The following is an 18,912-nucleotide window of genomic DNA, read 5'->3' as shown; positions in this document are numbered from 1 at the left end:
ACAACACCGAGGGGTCGGCGAACGCCATCTCCTCACCCCTTCGCGGCAGGGTTCCAAAGATTGGGGCCCCGTTAAACGCAGGGGATAAGACGTCCTTATTCATCTGTGCGACCATGAAACCGGCCAAGCGAAGAACGCGCCGAGTCTCTCAGACCTAAAAGCTAAAACTTGCGATCAACGGGCAATGGTCTGCGATGCCGAGCAGCGGCTCGGGATTGTCTTTGTTGGGATGACGACTCCCCCCGAGTCTTCCAATCGAGGTATGCGTCGCATCACCTCGAGGGACAAGGCCCGGTCCCAGCAAGATGTGGTCGAGCCCGATGGGATTTCGGCACCCAAGATAGTTGTGAAACCTCAAGACATCGACTTCTGGCGTATCAAGTGCCCGCGTCTCACCCATCCCGCACAGAAGCTTCCCAACCTCATTGAGAGGACACAGCTCCTTGAGCATCGTGAAGGCGCTCGATGCAGGCTTGCCGTCGATGACTTCCTCAAACAGGGAGCTCACGCGCACGCCGGCGGGGAGTGGGGTTGTAGGGTCGCTGCCATCACTTCGCACCGCTCGGGAGTCCTCAAGCTCGTGCCAGAGGTTGCGATTGAAGTCGCCCAGCAGGATGGTCTTGTCGGTGACCGCCGTCTCTCGGTCGATCCAGGTCTCTAGGGGGACGATCTGGTCGTGCAGGATCTGGCAAGCGGACGCATCTCCAGCCAGTGGGTTTCCACCGATGGGGGAGACGCAGCTCGATTTCAGATGCACATTGAGGACTTGCAGACGCGTTCCGCCGATATCGATGGCCAAGGACAGCCCTGGCCGGGGCTGATCCTTGGGTGGCCTGACATCTTTGAGCGTCAGAGGGTCTTCGGTCGCGCAAGCGATCTGGCTGCCCAGAGACCTCTTCCATGCGATGGCAAGACGTTGGACCTTGAAGGTCGTGAAGGAGCAGACCTCCCAATCGGCAGCGCCGTTTGGCAAAACCTCAAGAACAGCTTCTTTGCCGCTTACTTCCTGAAAGGCGATGATGTCGGCCGGAACGCTGTTCGCGATGAAATTTTGTATTTGGGTGCGGCGTTGCTCGTACGCGGCGAGTGTGACCCGGACGGTGGCAAATCCGACTCCCTGCTTATTGGCTCCGTAGACATCGCAAACAGGAAAGCGGGCGGCATCCCAACCCTCTATATCGAATGCGTTGATGTCCCATCCGAACTGCGCACCGATCTGTGTCGATGGGCGGTATCTTTTTGTGGCCGGGTCCAACTCGTAAGTTGCGGTGCAGGCTTCGATCCAGTCCGTGACTGTCGCGCGATCCATGTGCCAACCCAGATTCCAGGTGGCAATGCTGATATCACGCGCGGCAGCCGCGCCCGCCAGACTCGAAAACAACAGGCTCAGAAGCACAAATAGGCGACGCATCAATGACCCCCTGAATTGGAATGGGCTAGCACCTACGCACAAGTCGGAACGTCTTGCGGCAAAGCGGCGGCAAGCATAGCTTGCGCAACCACAATCCGTTGGCTTCAATCTTATGCAGTTTCCATGACAAATTGACTAGGGGCCACAATGTATCGCGCGCTAAGTGTTGTCTGCCTGTTTCTGATGTTCCAGACGAACGTGTTCAGCGCTGAGATCGACCCAGCGCCCATTCCCTCCGGTCGCCTGATCGTCTTCGTGAACGGGATCAACTCAGACATCGAGGGCACGTTCAAAAATACGATCACCGGCGCCTTCTGGCCCAGCCTCACGCGCGATGATGAGGACAACGTCTTCGACCGTGCCGACATTCTGGTTTATCCAATCGTGACGGATTTCGGCGGGGACAGCCCGCGCATCACGGATATCGCTCACAAGCTCGCCACTGACCTGAACGACACGCTCAAGCCGTACACGAGCGTGCTCTTTGTCGCGCATAGCCTGGGTGGCGTGTCCTGCTTAGATACCTTCTGGTCGAAAGCCGGAAGGAAGGCGGGGGCATCACCTCGGACAACCGACATCAAGGGACTCCTGCTCATGGGGACGCCTATGAACGGCGCTGGCATAGCAAACTTGGGAAGCGGCATATTCGCGAGCAAAACCCTTTGGCAATTGGGCGAGAGCGACGATCCGGATTCCTTTCTCGACACGCTGCGCGACGAGTGGATCGATGAGGGAATGGTGGCCCGCATCCCAACAGAGTGCGGCTATGAGACCGTTGGCGTGACCGTCCCATTCCTATGGTGGGAGGTGAGGACAGGCGTCACAGTGGTCACGCCGGCCAGCGCATCAACGCTTTGCACGACCGGTGTCACCGGACTTGCGCAACTAGACCATTTCGGCATCGTGAAGCCCGCTAATTTCGAAGCGCAGCCATATGGGTTGGCCGTCCGGTGGTATCAGGAGCTCTTTGACGATCCTGAGGAGAAAATCACCTCCGGCGACGTGGTCGTCGCCAATTGCGAAGTTGATCGCTATGGCAAATTGCTTTTCGATAAGCTGGCAAAGTTGCTCTATGACAACAGCATCAGCATGCGCGTTTCTCTGCGGCTGCCGCAGGACTGGAGCACTGACACGCCGAATTCGTCGATTTGGACCGGGACTGAGCCAAGACTCCTTGTCATCCACTACTCCTGTTTTCAGGACGAGGACGGGGTCGATGATGATGTGCTGGAGGAACGCCGCGTAGATTTCAACGAGCTGTTCGCAAGCCTGGCAAACACCGACGTGAAAATCCTGATATGTTCTCGCGCATTCTGGGACTATCCGACCTTTGTGCAGGAAAACATCACCAGGGCGAACCGCGAGGCATTCAAAGACGGGCGCCTCTTGATGCTGCCCCTGCGGCATGGCGTTTCCATCGGGCCGGACGACATCAAACGGTTTGAACGGTTGGTCGACCAGGCCCTCGCGAACTAAGCCAAAGGTCCGTTTGGCCCCTACAAGATGGGACTTCTCGCCGACATCGACGCCAAGGGCACTTGCGCCCTTGCTAAGCGCTCTCCTGCCAGAGACGCCGTGAGGCGGCGGCGCCATGATTGTGAAGAGAACGGATGGATCAAGTTCGAATGACGATGTCCCGACGGGCGCACCGGCGTCGTTCCCCTATGATCGGACCACCGTCGAACGCTTCCGGAAGAGTTTTCCCCGTGCTCGCTGGAGCTATGAACTCAAGGCCTGGTTTGTCCCGGGAAAGATCGCGGCTCGGCGCTTCAATCGTTGGATGGAGCAAGAACTCGCCGGATCGAGCGTGCATGCTGACAGCAGAGGACGCGACGCCTACGCCTTCGATCCTATCGTTTCCAAGTACCTGCTCGTCCAACAGGATCGGCTGGAGGTGCAAACACCATATTCTCGCTCGGTGGTAAAAGTAATGCGCGAAGTGCCGTTTGCGTCCTGGGATCCCGAAAGGCGGGTTTGGACAGTCCCTTAGCCGCGCAGCCGCTTGCCGTGCAACAGCTCGAGAAACAGCTCGAGGGCCTCCCGCTCATCGTCGAACACGAATGCTGGACGGTGCGGCCGGTCGTTCCGATCCGCCCCCATCGGCGAACCAGGCAGGCGTGGCCGAACAGCGTTTCCTCGATCGACAGCGCGTAGAAGCGGGGCATGTTCCGGCCCACGTCACGGCGTTCGATATAGAGGCGATACTGCTGCGCGATCATGGCAAGCAGAATCGCGCAGCCGGAATCCGGCGTCCAATGATTGGTTTGAATCACCGGACCCGGATCGATTCATTTCTGTGATGTGTCGGCGCGAACGTCAGCCGTTCAGCGCATCCTTAACCGCCTTCGCCGGTGTAAAGGAGAGCTTCTTGGAGGCCGCAATCTTGATCATGGTGCCGGTCGAAGGATTACGGCCCTCGCGCGCCGGCGTGTCCTTCACCTTGAACTTGCCGAAGCCAGCAATGCTGGTCTCCGCACCCGAACGTCTCTGAAATCTCATTGAACACCCTTTCGACGACCGCCTTGGCCTGCGCCTTGGTCAGGTTCTGCTCGGCGGCGATCTTGTCGGCGATTTCATTTGTTGCCGTGTTAGGTTCGACCTTCTCTGTTGATGGGCGGCGAACCTAGAACACTATTGTCAAGCTGACGATACCGACAATCTGCTTCATCGCCATCGTCGATTTCAATACGAGAATCGAGATTGCATTCGTCAGCCGATGGCTACGAAATGCGCTATCGGCAAATCAGAGTTCGATCTCAGCTGGATCCAGCGAGTCGATCATCGCAGGCGGGTCGAATCCCTCCGAAAAAACGGCGATCTCGGAAAGCGTGATCTTGTGGGCGGCAAGGGTCGCGAGCGGGCTAATGCTAGCGGCCTGCCTTGTATTCCTCCAACGCCGTCTGAGGCCCGCGGGACAGGTAATGCGTTTCGATGCTCCTGAGCCACTCGTGGTAGGAAGCCCATTTGGGTGTCCGATAGCGATGGAATATCTCGTCTGGACCGACGTGGGTGATCCGCACCCACGCGCTCCATTCTCGAGATGCCGGATAAAGGCCAGAGCCGCCTCAACGTGGCCGTCCGCGACTCTTTTAAAATCTTCGGCTACGCCGCTCGAGGCTATCTGAGCCCATCGCAGTTCGAGGAGAAAGCCATGCTAGCTTAATTTAACAGCGTGTCCGAGAAACCGGCAGCAGGCCACTATTCGCAGAAATGATCCAGTTCAAACTGGTAATCGCCAAGCTGCTTGCGCGCTGCCAGGACCGCATCGAGACGCCAGAAACCGGGACCCTCCACGATACGAGCGTCTTTTAGCCCGTCGAGCTTCGTTGCGATCGACAGGGCGCGTAGGAGAACTGCCCGTGCCTGTGTATCCGATTTCGAGTCCTGGAGCGAACGCGCGAGGTCAAGGCCGGTTGGATCGTCCATCTGTCGCAGCTTGTGCGCCAGCGCGCGATAGACGATGTCAAGGCCCGCATAGGAAAAGTGGTTGGACGCGTACCTTTTGAGCAGGTCGATTGTCGCCGACGTGCTGCCGTGATCGCTCTTCAGCGACGCGGACAGCGCCTGCGCTACGGAGACGTCGGTGACTTCGATGATTTGTACGCCTGTCAGTGGATCGGCAGCGCGCGGCGGCGCTATCTGTACGTCGTAGGCGACGCCTCTTTCCAGACCTGAGACCCAGCGATCGGGCATGGGCGCCCAGCATGCAAGGTCGATCATTTCGGATGCATACGCCGCGATATCGCGCTCATCCTTGATGCTATCGTCGAGTCGCGAGACCAGTCGGGCCAATGCCGCGGTGCTGAGGAAGCGACCCTGCGCGGCAAGCACGCGTGCAGCTAAACCAGAATCGAGAGGGAGGCAGCGCGGGTCTTTGCCTGTTGTGTCAAGCGCACAGTTCCACAGCGCAGTGGTCCACTCTTTGCTGAGGGGAACCACGCGCGCAAATCTCGGCAACCAGATGGCGTCTGGATAGAACATCTCGTCATTAAGGACGAACAAGCCAAAACGCCGAATGATCAGGTCGAGGTCTCGTTCGTCGAGTTCGCCGCGGCGAGCAAGCAACAGGAGGGGCGGGAGCGACCATGAACGAGTGGCGTCCCCTTCCGCCGCCTGTCTCTCAGAGTCTTTCGCCATCAGCCACATCATCAAGCCTGCCGCGCTGCCCATGCCGGAGGCTTCCGGGCCCGCGGCAAAATATTCGACAATTTTCATCGACAGTTCACACCAACTCATTCCGCACTTGGCCAGACGCGGAAACACTGCGGTGTTAGGTGCGACGGCAAGCTTGGGGCTTCGTGCTATCTCCTCGACGAATCGCAATAAGGCAAGCCAATCCGCCGATTTGACCGCTCCGCGTTCAGCGCGAACGGAGATCAACAATACTGCCGCTTCCAGTGAGCGTCGCCTCGTGTCCTCATCCCCGAGCTCACGATAGGCCAAGGCAAGGCCCGCCAAATAAGTCCGTATTGCCTGGTCGGAAAGCCCCGAAAGCCCGTAGTCGGCGATCGTCTGCACGTCTTCGACGGCGTAGAGGTCGACGATCTCGGGGCCATTCAAAAGAAAATAAGTAGGGGGGCAGGACCGTGCCCGATCGAGCAACGCAGCTTCGAGTGCAAACTGATATTCGCGGATTCGATCGCGCCGAATGTTTGTCGCCTCGCAGATACTGGTCATGTCAATGCGTGACGAGACGAAATCCATTCGGCGGGCAGCTTCCTTGGATAATTCGGATGTCAGCCGAAACTCCCAGTTTTCTTGATCACCTACCGGGTGATTGACCAGCCCGCCTATGCCGCCGCGCATCAGGGCGGTTCGGGCGTTGATCCGCTCCTCGTCCCAGCGAGGCGAAGCGGGCTCAAGATCGTCGACTGCGACTGCCAACTGGACACCCGATCCTACCGCAACGGGAAGCAACGAGGACATCCAGGCCGGGCCGGGCCGCAACTCGATCCAGCCGTTCGGCTGAACAGCGATGTGGTACTGCAGGAAGTAAAGCAACAGGCCGATTGTAGCGGCGATCGTTACACCCCAGCCAAACACACGTCTGATTCTGCCGGCCAGCGCTCGTCGCGGTTCCGGTGCAGAAGGAGGACCGATTGTTGCATCAGACCAGGAAAGCTCAAGATGGCCAGCGCCATGCAGCTCCGGCGTCTGCATGCGACCGCCCGCAAATAGATAGGCGAGCTGTTCGGTGCGCTCCCTTGCGAACACAAAAAGCCGCGACAGGTCACTCGATAGCGATACGTCAAACGGCGTTGCTATTGTGGATTTGCGCAGTCCGGCGAGCGCGAACAGTCTCTTGTCGACGAGTGCCTCGTGCAGCGCGATCGTGAACAAACCCCTGCCAAGGGCAGGGTGCTCGTAGGCCAGTTGCCGCGTGGATGCGCCAGCAAGGATCAGGACATTTTCGTGGCCAATTTGTTTTGACAAGGACGCCTGAAAATCTTGCGCGACGCCGCCGGCATGGCAGAAGTCAAGTACCGCCGATACCTTGGCCGGTCTGGCAAGCATGACCAGATCGGCAAGATCGCTGCCCGCCAGGTCAATCCCATCAGGACGAGCGTCATAGGTACAGAACCAAGTCTCTTCCCCAGTCTGGTCACCATGACCCGAGAGCACCAGAATGAGTTCGCATGCTTGCTGCCCCTCCCTGGACCCTATGTCTCGAAACATGGTCTCCAGCGACTTGCGCGTAAGATCCTCATCATGGAGACCGGTGGGCGGATCGCTGGAAGAGAGAACGGCAATTGCATTGGCCAAGGAAAAGGCTCCCTCCACAGAATAACGCAGCCGAGACCGCGAACTCATGTAGATGGGACTGGAAAAGCGATCGGCAGCTATACTACAAACATATCTGGACTGGTTGGCAGTCGAACTGGAGGATTGGACATGAGTGGCGGAGTAGCGTTGACCACTGCGCTGAGCGTTTTCCTGGTTGGCCTTTTTGGGGGCTTCGTCGCCGAGCTTGTTCATTGGTATGGCCTGAAGACAAATCCACGGTTTCCAGAGTATCTAAAAAGTGCACCGTACTGGATTATCACAGCGCTGATGATATTTGTCTCGGGTGCTTTTACTTGGTTGAATTTTGGAAGCCAAGCGCAGGCATTGACGGCATTCCAAATTGGACTCTTGACCCCTCTCATACTACAGAAAGTAATCTCTGGCGCTGCCGGCGCGGAGACCGCGCGCTCACCACGGGCCAATCTGATGGATTTCTTTCGCGGTTGAAAGACCCGCCTAGCGGCAAAGCTCAATGTAAGCCGAGGCGGCCCCCCGCTTCTTGCCGATCCATAGTCGACGATCACAGCGAGCGGGAAGCCGCAGGCAGGTGGCCACCAAGTGTTGCGGTTCGTGGAGAGTAAGCTCCGTGAGCTCTGAACTCCGTAACATATCCAGGCGTATCAGCGTAGACGGACTGGCCCACCGGGACTTAGGAAGCATGGGTTTCACTTCGCTGCGGAAGGCTGGCCGAGCTTTTGGTCGAGGGACTGCCTGAATTCTCGCTTTTGTATGTTGGAGCCAGTCGGCCTACGCTTCGCGAGATCCTTGGCTATCTTGGTTACGGAACCATCGAGCACTCGATGCAGCGTTGACAGTAATGTCCCTTCGTCGTTATCGAAATCGCCGTGGTGCCTTGCTTTAGAGGCTTGACCCGGAGCTAAATTCCACTGCTTGGTTGTTCCGTCGAATAGCGTCCCCAGCGCATCTTTGGCAAATCTTTCCATGCCGAGGATAGGGACTCCGTCCTTTAGAGCAGGGATGTGAGGTGTTGTTTCAAACGCGTTGCTGACAAGATAAAGCAGCGACTTATGATAGATGCCGGCGCAATCGTCGTCCTGCTCCGTTGGGTCGTCAAGCGTATAAAGATCGAATTTCTCGATCATTCCCTTCTTGAGCGCTGGCAAATAGGTCTCATTGAAGAGCGCGACTGTGCACGCAGGCGCCCAAAGACTGACAGTTTTTAAGGGGACTTTGGCCTTGGCGAATTTCGAAACGACCGGGGCATGAAATATCGATCCGGCGCTATGTCCGACGAGATGGACCTCATCAATCTCACCGTCCTTGTGGAGCTTGATGAGATGGTCGGTTACCAAGTTCGCCGAGCCAAGTTTCTCTTCCGTCGCCATCCGCGCGTTTTCTTTCATCTCGTCCCACAGCGCTTTACCTCCGAGGTTTCGCGCGCCGACCTCCAGAGTGTCGTCTAGCCTGTCGAGCATGAAATCTTTGGCTTTGTCCAGGAGGCCTTCGTCCCGCCGACGCCCAATTGCGTCCCTCAATATGTTTGACAAAGTCGTCCAAACGTCCGAGCGCCAGATGAATGAGAGAGGATAGACCTGCGATTGAAGCAACGGCGCGAGATTGCTTGAAACCGTTTGCACCGCAGCGTCCTGACCGACCAAACCGCCGTGAGCATAGAGCAGCACACGCCTAGTTTGCCATGAAGACATGGCGCGCGGCATCCGCTCAGTTATCAGAGTTTTCAACCCAGCAGGGGTTAAGCCATAGGTGCCCTTGTCGTCCAAGACACCATTGTTCTTTGATGTGATGATGTATGGACGAAGGTCTGCATAAACCTGGCTTTGGTAGCTGCGCGGAGCGTCCGCTCTCATGTTTGCGGTAGCAAGCGACGAGGTCAGGTCGACGGGTGCGCCGAGTGACGCGACCCATACGTCTGTGCCGTTCGCGAGCCAGTCCGTGTAGGACAGGTTTGCCAGCCCTTTTGCGCCCCACTTTTCCCCCCAGCTGTTTTGAACCCAGAAGCCTCGGCGATTGTAACCTACGATCGCAAAGGCGTGCCCGCCAATCTGCCCGGGACGATATTCAATATTCTCCTGTTCCGGCTTGACCGACTGCCATCCGTCGTGAACGCGCGCCGTGGCATACAAAATGCCGGTTTCGTTAATCGCCGCGTGCATGCCGACGAGGTCTTTGTGATTCACGCGAAAATAAGCGCCGAGCGGACGAGCAAGCGCGTCCGCCGACCGCTTTTCCTCAACAGTGGGATCGGGATCGCGTTCCTTCCAGAGCGCATAAGCGCAAAGACCGTGCTTGAACCATCCCTTCATGGCTCCCCTCGCACTGGATCCCTCGTAATTTTGCCCGGGCCACTCATCATAACGCTTGGCCATCGCGTAAAGCATCCAGGCACTTACTTCGTCGGCCGCCGGATTCCTTTCTCGGACCCTCAGGAGATAGTTTGCGACCGTCGCCAAACCGAAGCCGGTGCATGCGCCTTCTCGGCCCTGATCCAGGACGGGTATGCCAAGGCCATAATAGGCGCTGATATCACTTTCGGGTGCGACACGGATAAGTGTCGGCGTAAAGATTGCATCTCGGAAGTCAATCGTGTCAGGCAGTGCGTCGAAGGTTCTCTTTGTAGCTGCAGCCCTTGCCATTTCCCCACCCATGATCCCGGAACGTAAGTGTGCGTCGGTCGCCGGTCGGCTGCGCAATATTCGGTGAATGCATTGACATTTTCCACATAGATCTGCGCCCGAGGGCCACTCCCGTTGTAGGGGGTAGAATTTTTGGAGGCAGATATCAAAGTCGCACCGCTGGCGGTCCCGAGAGAACTGCTCGTCTGGCTTCACTCCTTGCAAGTCGTACTTAAACCTTCTGTAGCCGTTGTAGACCCCGCGGACGATCCGAATGACGCTGAAGCCTACGCGTTTTTATTCGCTTCTTCGATAGGCATCGCAGTGAATCAGGTCCGAATGCTTGGGTGTTTCTTGGGAAGGCGGTCCGCGGTGCGCCGCAGTAATCGCCGCCTGCGTGAAAAAAACATTAACGTTAGACGATCTCGTGGACCGACATCTCGTCAATCCAGCTAAGCATCTCCTGGCATACGATCGCGCATAAATGCTCGACCCCGTAAGCCTTGCGGTCCGCCACAATACTCACGCCAAACGCAAGGTCTGAACGCAGTTTATTCTGCAGAAAACGTAGCCCTCGAACATAACTAAAGAACGAGTCCCAATGAAAATCAAGACCCAAGCCATCTATGACAACATGAAGACGGTGGTATGACAGTCGTCGTCGGCAAGGACCGCAACACAACAGCCGCTTCCGAATCCGAGACGGCCTCCACCCGCCTGAGCGTTTGCAGACACGCCGGCTTCAGCTGTTCTCGCGCTACTCCCGGACGTTTGGAGCTCGCTCATCATACATGTCGATTTCAGAGAAAACCCTCGATGACGCTCATTCGCAAATTCATATGGGGTCTTAACTGAATCTAGTGCGCTGATTTGTTCAAGGTGCACCCGCCAACTTCGACATTACGACAAATAGGAGTCGACTCGCCAAGCTTTATTGCTAATATAAGGAAGCGGAAATGAATGGGTGGGGGGCGTCGATGGGTATCAATCTAGATATCCCTGGCATCTGGACGTACCGTAGCTTTCTAAATGTGCCGGGGAATGTTGGCGATTTTGGCAAACTGACAGTCTGGGAAGCCGAACTATCCCTCGAAGTTAGCGAGGACGGGCACATCTATGGTTTATTGGGGGAGCGCCCAGATCTTTGTGTAGGTACCGAACCCTACTTACTCGTTGAAGGCACCGTTATACCTGGCAACCCTGCGGTGATCAGCTGGCGTGCCAAGGGCAAGCCTCAATCCGAGTATGACGGCTGGATCTACGACTACCGGGGCTACCTATCCCCCGAGTGGCCGGACGCACCGCGCAATCGCCCAACGATCGTAGGGACCGTGACGCGCACCGTGGCCCATAATGGAGCGCCGGCGGGTTCAGTGTTCTCTTTTGTCGCGGTCAAGTCGGATTTCCTTGAACCACGCAAAACGATACCCCTAGCGAAAAGCATCATCGACATGATGAGCTCGGCAGAGCATCGCTACCATCATGCGCTTTGGCACGCCTCGCGCGACACATGGGACAACCTGAGCGACCCCAAGAAGGAGGCTCTGCGCGCAACCGGTTGGCAGCCTGGCCCAAAAACCAAAGAGCGAGCAAGTCTGGCGGCCGATCGACTTGCCAACGGTTCGGGCGAAGATTTTTTCTACATGCACCGGCGCATGGTGAAGGAGGTTCGAGCTATGGATCCCTCTGTCGGGACCTGGCGACGTCTGCCGCAGCAGCAGTTCCCCTCGTCGTTTGCGCCCGAAACGAAGGCGTCGCAGATTGGCAATCTCGACGGATACTCCCTGCCGCCAGCGTGGGTCGTGCCGGGTGACCCTGACACGACGAATTGGCTGTTCGAATTGAGGAAAACCTCAACGCTTTATGGCCGATTCCAGGCATGGGAGGCGCTTTATACCTCCGCGGACTACCTCGCCTCCCTGTCGCTCGGCGAGCTTGGTTCACGGATTGAGTTCACCATCCACAATTGGATGCATATGCGGTGGACCTCGGTGACCCGCGACCCTACCGGTGATGTGGCCAGGCGCGGTTTGCCGCTTCCCAACGGCCGCGACGCACTGGACTTCGATGAAAAATGGCTGGATCCCGAGTACGACTATCTAGGCGAGACTTTTTCATCGCATATTAATCCGATTTTTTGGCGGCTGCACGGGTGGGTCGATGACCGCATCAACGACTGGTATCGCGCCCACGAAGCTGTGCGACCTGGAGTGGTCAAGCCAATGACCCTTGACGGTGTGGAATGGTTCGCGGTCGACGGGACTTGGGTGAAGAACGACGAGCCGTGGGAGGGAGCGCGTGCGTCATCATCCCCAACCCATCACGCTGGGCACAATCATCCTGGTCACTCGGGACGGGTCTTGGATGTGCCGACGATGCAAGCGGCCTTAAGGATTATTTACGGCCCCGAACCGGACGCTGCGCCTTCAGCAATGGAAGACCACGGGCAGGCTTTGCCCGGGACGCGGGCAAGCTGGTTTAAGAATGTCCCAGCGTAAAAGGGTTTAGCGGGGCGCTGCAAGTCGGGAACCCGGCAGACCAAGATCGCCGAATGCGTTTCATCACGGATGGGGAGAAACTTTCATATGGCACGGACAAAAGAAAAGACACTATCGCCCGCGAAGTCCACCAAAGCCAGCGTTTCGCCGGAACTCCGGGACGATAAAGCCGCCGAGCGCAATACCAAGCCCCTTGTCCACGTCATCCGCGAGGGTGTCCGCTGCGACACCGAAGAACGCGGGCACAAGACCCCAAAGGGCAAATCCCCGTTAGAAATCGTCGTCGACGCCTCAGAAGGCTTTATTCCTTTGTGGGCAAAAGGAACAACGCTGCGCTGGAAGTTCCGTGAGAGCTCCGTGCAATCGTTTGCAGATCCCGCCAAAGTCAAGGCTCAAGTTGAGGATTTGTTCGCGAAGGCCATTCTTGGTTGGGGCGATGCAGTGCCAATCAAGTTCGCGCAGCGAGACGACGCCTGGGATTTCGAGATTGTGGTGAAACACAGCGACGACTGCGACGTCAACGGTTGCGTACTGGCCAGCGCGTTCTTCCCCGACGGCGGGCGGCACGTCGTGACTATCTATCCCAAGATATTCGAACAAGACCCGACAGAGCAGATTGAGACCTTAGTTCACGAAATCGGTCACATTTTTGGACTTAGGCATTTTTTCGCGCAGGTCAGTGAGACCGCTTGGCCCTCCATCATTTTTGGGACGCATAAGAAGTTCAGCATCATGAACTACGGCGCGGACAGTAAGTTGACCGCAGACGACACTGCCGACCTGAAGAAGCTCTATTCACTGGCTTGGAGCGGCCAGTTAACAGAAATCAACGGAACCCCGATCAAATTTATGACGCCGTTCCACACGAGTGGCGAGCCGACAGAAATCATCTCGGCCATGGAACCTGCGCAAACCTTAGCCAGGGTACAGCAGCTTTTGTCGCCCTGAGATTGATACGGCCAACTTCTATCATTTCGAGAACCTGCGGCCTTAGGTGGATAGGAGCAGTAATATGATTTCGCTCGTCGTCTTTGTCGCATCGGTCGCTTTGGCGGTTGTGATTTTAACGCTCTCACCGATGAAGGTCTTGCAAAAGGCCGTCACAGTCGGAGCGGTGATCTTATTTCTCGGAAATATGTTACCTCCCTGGTGGCGCTTTCGTCAGTCCCTTCGCGCTTCCCTCGAATGAAGCTATCGGTGTGACCAGCGATGTCATCAATCTGGTAGCTGTTCTGATTGGGACCATAGGAGCGGTATCTGGGGAGCGTCTATTTTAAAGGCGGTGGCACCGCAAGATTTACCGTTGCGAGTTTCCTGCCTCCGCTTTGCTGCGCCCCGCTAACCCTGATTCTAATTCTTAAACTGATTAGCGGGAAGGACGACTTGACGTTCCTCGGTGTAACGACGCTTGCTGTAACTGCTTATCAAGCGCGATTCTTCTGGGAACGCTTGCTAAAAGATCAGGGAGAGATGGGCGAGGCACCATGATACTGCGGGCAACTGTCCAGTTTTCTGAGGAAGCTCCTGCGCGCGACATTCGACCCTGCGGCCCAACCTCTTCGTATCGTGCTTATTGCAGGGGATAGATCATTGCCCGAATTTTTCGGACGGACAGCAATCGCTTGAGCCAGCTGCGCATGACTTCGTCTTGCTGACGAGTCTATATAAGGACGCGCGCATGGGCTCGATCCCGACACCGGCAATCCGATTGATTCGCCTCTCATTTCCGCCATGCACAGTTCCGTCTGTGAGAGTCTGGCTGGGGGCCCAGGCGAAAAATCTGATTCAGATCGATAGTGTTGAAGAAGTCGGCGATGAAGCCGTGGATCCACTCGCACCGAAGCGTCTTGATTAAGGTCGACGCGACCTCCTCGCCTTAAGTGGCTCGGACGTTTGTTCCGAGGGTGCAAATCTCTTCGTCAATGAGCTGCGCTCGATAAGGGTGACGCCGCACGTGGCGCAGAATATGGGCGTCCGCAGTTCCGCGATCGACGGGCGCACGACGCGGCATGGCGGCTATGCCGTCAGCCAGCGCGTCGCATCGAAGAGGCATTCGGTTGGATCAAGGTCGTGGCCGGCCAGCACCAGATCAGGTTCCGCGGTCGCGACCGCGTCGGATGGGCCCTCACCTTCGCAGCCGCTGCCTACAATCTGGTGCGACTGCCAAAGCTCATGGCGGAGACCGGCTGATGGCCAAGGTTCCCAGCTTCGCCAAGGCCTTTGCCGGCCGCTGGCGCATCGTCGAGATGGAAGTTTGGGATAACGACTTCCTCGATTTCGAAGGAAGGGCGGGCGGCGAGTGAGCCGAGGGCGCTTTATGAAGCCTTGCGGAAAATCGAGCTGCCGCTGGAGCGCATCGGGCTCGAAGCGTGTTCGCTGACGGCCTGGCTTCACGACGGGATGTGCGCCGATGGCCTGCCGGCCATCTGCATCGAGACCCGGCAGGCCAATGCGGCGATGAAGACGATGCCAAACAAGACGGATCGGAATGACGCCCGCGCGCTGGCACAGATCATGCGCACCGGCTGGTATCGACAGGTGCATGTGAAGAGCCAGCAGTGTCGGCTCTGGCGATCCCTCCTCGTTGCGCGACGCACGGTCCTCAATGAAATGCGGACGATCGAAAATGTCGTCAGGGCGATTCTGCGGGAGGCCGGCATCAAGCTCGGCATTCCAGGCCGCGCAGCTTTCGCCCATCGCGTGCGCGAACTGATTGGCGCAGATACGGTTGTCATGCCTCTGGTCGAGCCACTGCTGGTGATCCTGGCCACCATGCTGCGCGAGTTCGGGCGACTGACGAAGCAGGTCCTCATTATCGCCCGCCAGGAGCAAGTCTGCCGGCGACTCATGAGCGTTCCAGGTGTGGGACTCATCACCGCGCTCGCCTTTCGTGCCACGATCGATCAGCCGGACCGCTTTCGTCGCTCGAGGGATGTCGGCGCGCATCTGGGTCTGACCCCGGCACGCTACCAATCTGGCGAAACGGACATTCAGGGTAAGGTGAGCCGATGCGGTGACGAACTCGCCCGCACGGCCCTCTATGAGGCGCTCATTCGCTGCTCGTGCTGAGCAAGAAATGGTCGAGCCTCAGAGCGTGGGGCATGAACGTCGCCAAACGGCGCGGTATGGCTCGAGCCCGAGTTGCTGTTGCCCGCAAGCTCGCTGCCATTCTGCATCGCATGTGGAGTGATGCAACAGAATTCCGCTTCGGCAAGGCACCCGGCCGCGTATCAGCATGAAATGAGGATAACGGACCAACGAAGGAGGAGTTGATTCCGCCCGAAAGGGCGTGATCCGGATCGTTCCCGTGGGGACGATGAGCAAGGTGATCTCGTTAGCAGGCACGATCCTGGGACGAACTTTCCCAAGGTCGTTCAACAGATTGAGACGCCTCGCTCTACTGACCCCATCATGCGGCGGCCTAACGTCGACCGCGAAGAGAAGCGAGTGACCCGCGGGGCGATATGGTTCGGAAAAATATCAGGAGGAGCTTGACCTCAACGACCCCAATCAGAGAGGCCTGCTAGTTTACTTCCCTGCCGAAAACTTCCCTACCTTGGTACATACGGAAAATGAGATCGTCGCCTACCGCGACTAGTCGAGGGAGGCATCGACCCCAAGAATATATCTCAGCACAGTTCGGACAGTCTGGTGAGCGCTATGCGTCCAGCGGATCAGAACGGAATGGCACGGATCGGGTTGGCGCAGGAACTCTGCTCTCCTCTTCGGACTATCGCCGTTGCTCCAAGCTGATCGGCCGGGGCGAGGTGAAGACTGCTTTCATTCTTAGCTAGCCTGTGGAGCCTCAGCAGGTTGTCCCGATCGAAGCCGACGCGGCTGATGAATGGTTTTGATTGTAAGCTGCCATGTGGCCTGTGCCAATTGTAGCGATGAATCCACCATGGCAGTTCGGCGGCGCGTTCATGAGAAGTGTTGTAGGCTCGGGCGTAAGCCCATTCACGCAGGCTCGTCTGGATGAAGCGTGCCTTGCCAAGCCTCTGGACCGCAGCCGAATGATCCCTTCTGGCGCGAAGTTCAAGGCGGTGAGAAACCAGACTTCTATGCGCCAATGTTCACGCTTCGTGCCTCAAAAGTCGCATAAAAGGGCAGTCTGGAAGTTGAAAGTTCAGGACCCAAAAGGCCTCATTTCATTCCATTGAACCGGCCTTGGCCGGATAACCTTTGCGACGTAGCTAAGAAGGCGGCTTCATAGCCGAGCGCGATGGCGAGGATGCGCTAGTCTAAGTCTAGCATGCATCTGTGAATTTTTGCATGCGCATCGCTGCCGACACCGCCTGGCATGATTGTCGTGCTCGAAAACGGCTGCGGCGATCGCGGCAAAGCGATCGCCGCGATGATGGGGATCAACGCCTGGGCGTTGCATCGATGCGCGATACAGAGGCCTCCGCCTGGCATCGAGCAACATGCACGGAGGTACGCAAAGCGCAAATGCATCAAGTATTTGAAAGCTAGAAGCGCGCCGGCAGCCTGGGCGGGGGGCTTGGGGTTAGACTGCCGGCGCACGCCACTCATGAAGAGCGGCCCCTTTTCGCGGTTCGGACACCCATAGTCAACCCGGCAGCGTCTGGATGCCCGCTGTGCTCTTTTCAGAGCGGCGCGCGATGCCGGCCATGTCGGCCGATCCTGCCTAGGATGGTGGGCCACTCTCGTCGGCCGAGTTGATGCTCCAGCCAGTATCGCCTCGCCGACCGGCATGAGTTCGCCGTTAGCAATCCTTCGTCGCGAGCTGATGCTATCGTGCACATGTCGCAGCACTCCGGGCGGCTATATCACCTAAGACAGCATGAAGAAGCGTTCCAAGTTCCTGTTCGGCGAGCCCGTGTGGTGACTCGGACAGTGGACGAATTCTCTTGGCGGTACTGCGCCGGAAGGCACTCGCGTCCAACGGAATCAAGCCTCGAATATAGTCCCAAACTACACATCACAAGAGCGGTCTTCCACCCGTTTGCAGATTATCCGACTGATCAGGCGGCGTTTGATATGTCCGACCCTGCCTCAAGCATTCCCACAGGTATGGACAGCGATCTCGCTATTGGTCGCAACGTGCTTGGGATCAAGACTTGATTCATAGTTTCTCGAAGGCGATGACAAGGACGTCACGATATGAGAACGGCATTTTCGGATTTTCGGTCACGATCGGTGATACATCATGAAACGTCTTGCGATCGTTGCAAATCACGAAATCATTTGGAAGGTTCATTTCGACATCGCCGAGGAACCGCTGCGAGGCATCAGTAATCGTGCTCATACCGCCGGTCACGTTAACCCGCCCGATCATGTAAGAAACGATGAAATCCACTCCGTCCTGATGAAGGCCCTCCGGTGCTGATTTGCCGTTTACACCGTCCCGTGCAACAATCCGATAGGGATGGAGCCTAATATTCCAACGATCATGTCTAGCGGTTTCACATAGAATTCTGCAGAAACCTGTCAGAATCTTGTTTAAGACCGGATGATCTATAAAGGATTGTTCAAAGGGCTCAAAGTAGCGCTTGAAGCCGCCATTCAAGTGGTTGATGGCTTTCGATTGCTCGTAAGGGGCATGCGGCAGGAGCCGAAAAATTCCCTCCACTGCGTCATATTCGAACGCACCATAGCGCCCGTAGCGATAGGTCCCGCCGTCACGCATGTATTCATCGAGAAGCAGTCGATTCCAGTGGTCAGCAAAGTTCTTCCAGCCAGCATCAATTTCGATGCCGAAGCGGGCCTTCGGTGCGCTCACCTCTCGAAAACCACCATCCATTCGTCACCAGATGATCAGTGCATTCTTGACTGAGGCTGCATAGCGCCTGGGGTGCGACCTTTTTCATGGGTGCCTCCCGTCTTGGTAATTTGGCGAGGGGGAAGTTTTAGAGGACGCTTGGTGGCTCGCGGGTTGGTGTCCCCAAAGGTGGCGGCCCGTAATGTATTTCGGCGTGCTGGCTATGATGGACCGAGGTAAAAAGCGCGTGTTATCGACTATGTAGCTGACGCTCCCGCTGACGCCCTCGAGTGCGGACGCTTTGGCCCGTTCGCACATCTTGTGAATAGTACTGCCCCATGCACCTGAAACCGCCTCCAGGACCAGGCTTGCTCAAGCCCTTGCTTCAACACGATTGATCCGACGCCAAGGGAAGCGGTTTCGAGGTGCCGCAGCGCGTCGATGATGATGGCCGCCGCGGGGGCCTCGCGGACTTCGAGAACCTTTTCACCGGTTGAGATGTGTTCGAGCCTGGTTGTTGAAATACTGGCTCTTGCGGATTCTGATCGACTTCAGTGCTCGTCGCGATCGATGCCGCAGGCGATTTTCAAGATCGCAAGATCGGATGCCTCGTGATTGGTCTGGCTGCCGTCGATGGCGATACGTTCCGGCCTGCCATGACGCTGCAGGGCCTTCCGTAAGAAGCTTTTGGCCGCCGGTAGGTCGGTTCTCGCTGAAAAAGAATTCGACCGTATCGTCGAGGCTGTCGATAGCACGATAGAGATACATCCATTGGCCTCGAACCTTGATGTAGGTTTCGTCCATGTGCCATTTTCCAGTGACGCTCCACTTGCGCCGGTTGAATCGGTCCAGCAGCTCAAGCGAGAAATTGACCTGCCACTGAGAATTTCCTCCATCTGAGAT

The 18,912-nt window shown here is 57.1% G+C and carries 11 protein-coding genes and 5 pseudogenes; 8 read left to right on the top strand and 8 right to left on the bottom strand.

Features of this window, described 5'->3' with window-relative positions; genetic code table 11:
• Positions 1-154: 154 nt before the first annotated feature.
• Complete coding sequence (locus NKJ17_RS24825) at positions 155-1,411, bottom strand: endonuclease/exonuclease/phosphatase family protein (protein ID WP_352690434.1); 1,257 nt, start codon at positions 1,409-1,411, stop codon at positions 155-157.
• A gap of 147 nt (positions 1,412-1,558) precedes the next feature.
• Between NKJ17_RS24825 and NKJ17_RS24820 the strand changes: the two genes are divergently transcribed.
• Complete coding sequence (locus NKJ17_RS24820) at positions 1,559-2,887, top strand: hypothetical protein (RefSeq protein ID WP_352690431.1); 1,329 nt, start codon at positions 1,559-1,561, stop codon at positions 2,885-2,887.
• Between the two features lie 374 nt (positions 2,888-3,261).
• Here NKJ17_RS24820 and NKJ17_RS24815 read toward each other — a convergent pair whose 3' ends face one another.
• Positions 3,262-3,576, bottom strand: a complete 315-nt coding sequence (locus tag NKJ17_RS24815; protein ID WP_352690508.1) for a WGR domain-containing protein — start codon at positions 3,574-3,576, stop codon at positions 3,262-3,264.
• Between NKJ17_RS24815 and NKJ17_RS24810 the strand changes: the two genes are divergently transcribed.
• Positions 3,472-3,711, top strand: a complete 240-nt coding sequence (locus NKJ17_RS24810; protein WP_352690512.1) for a hypothetical protein — start codon at positions 3,472-3,474, stop codon at positions 3,709-3,711. The genes NKJ17_RS24815 and NKJ17_RS24810 overlap by 105 nt on opposite strands.
• Before the next feature lie 16 nt (positions 3,712-3,727).
• On the opposite strand, the pseudogene NKJ17_RS24805 reads toward NKJ17_RS24810, so the two are convergent.
• A pseudogene (locus tag NKJ17_RS24805) lies at positions 3,728-3,983 on the bottom strand (HU family DNA-binding protein).
• Positions 3,984-4,609: 626 nt separating this feature from the next.
• Positions 4,610-7,174 carry a caspase family protein gene (locus NKJ17_RS24800; protein WP_352690428.1) on the bottom strand — a complete coding sequence of 855 codons (2,565 nt, stop codon included), beginning with the start codon at positions 7,172-7,174 and terminating at the stop codon, positions 4,610-4,612.
• A 147-nt stretch (positions 7,175-7,321) separates the two neighbouring features.
• On the opposite strand from NKJ17_RS24800, the gene NKJ17_RS24795 reads away from it, so the two are divergent.
• The gene (locus tag NKJ17_RS24795) at positions 7,322-7,642 is read left to right on the top strand and encodes a hypothetical protein (RefSeq protein WP_352642569.1); all 321 of its coding nucleotides are present in this window, start codon (positions 7,322-7,324) and stop codon (positions 7,640-7,642) included.
• Positions 7,643-7,860: 218 nt separating this feature from the next.
• On the opposite strand, the gene NKJ17_RS24790 is transcribed toward NKJ17_RS24795, so the two are convergent.
• Positions 7,861-9,810: a C1 family peptidase gene (locus NKJ17_RS24790; protein WP_352690424.1), complete on the bottom strand. Its 1,950-nt coding sequence runs from the start codon at positions 9,808-9,810 to the stop codon at positions 7,861-7,863.
• 956 nt (positions 9,811-10,766) lie between these two features.
• On the opposite strand from NKJ17_RS24790, the gene NKJ17_RS24785 reads away from it, so the two are divergent.
• The 5 genes and pseudogenes from NKJ17_RS24785 to NKJ17_RS24765 form a co-directional block, all read left to right on the top strand.
• Positions 10,767-12,287: a hypothetical protein gene (locus tag NKJ17_RS24785; RefSeq protein ID WP_352690421.1), complete on the top strand. Its 1,521-nt coding sequence runs from the start codon at positions 10,767-10,769 to the stop codon at positions 12,285-12,287.
• A gap of 87 nt (positions 12,288-12,374) precedes the next feature.
• Complete coding sequence (locus tag NKJ17_RS24780) at positions 12,375-13,235, top strand: matrixin family metalloprotease (protein WP_352690418.1); 861 nt, start codon at positions 12,375-12,377, stop codon at positions 13,233-13,235.
• Between the two features lie 64 nt (positions 13,236-13,299).
• Positions 13,300-13,476, top strand: a complete 177-nt coding sequence (locus NKJ17_RS24775; protein WP_352690416.1) for a hypothetical protein — start codon at positions 13,300-13,302, stop codon at positions 13,474-13,476.
• 726 nt (positions 13,477-14,202) lie between these two features.
• A pseudogene (locus tag NKJ17_RS24770) lies at positions 14,203-14,477 on the top strand (transposase); the annotation flags it as partial.
• Positions 14,478-14,567: 90 nt separating this feature from the next.
• Positions 14,568-15,526, top strand: a pseudogene (locus NKJ17_RS24765) (IS110 family RNA-guided transposase); the annotation flags it as partial.
• A gap of 558 nt (positions 15,527-16,084) precedes the next feature.
• Here the strand turns inward: NKJ17_RS24765 and NKJ17_RS24760 are convergent.
• The 3 genes and pseudogenes from NKJ17_RS24760 to NKJ17_RS24750 all read right to left on the bottom strand — a co-directional run.
• Positions 16,085-16,279 (bottom strand): annotated as a pseudogene (locus NKJ17_RS24760) (integrase core domain-containing protein); the annotation flags it as partial.
• 1,094 nt (positions 16,280-17,373) lie between these two features.
• The gene (locus tag NKJ17_RS24755) at positions 17,374-18,051 is read right to left on the bottom strand and encodes a 2OG-Fe dioxygenase family protein (RefSeq protein ID WP_352690414.1); all 678 of its coding nucleotides are present in this window, start codon (positions 18,049-18,051) and stop codon (positions 17,374-17,376) included.
• 468 nt (positions 18,052-18,519) lie between these two features.
• Positions 18,520-18,891: pseudogene (locus NKJ17_RS24750) on the bottom strand (DDE-type integrase/transposase/recombinase); the annotation flags it as partial.
• Between the last annotated feature and the right edge of the window lie 21 nt (positions 18,892-18,912).

The organism is Mesorhizobium sp. M0208 (genome assembly GCF_040322015.1).
Classification (GTDB): domain Bacteria; phylum Pseudomonadota; class Alphaproteobacteria; order Rhizobiales; family Rhizobiaceae; genus Mesorhizobium.
This window is presented reverse-complemented; position numbering and strand designations above follow the sequence as displayed.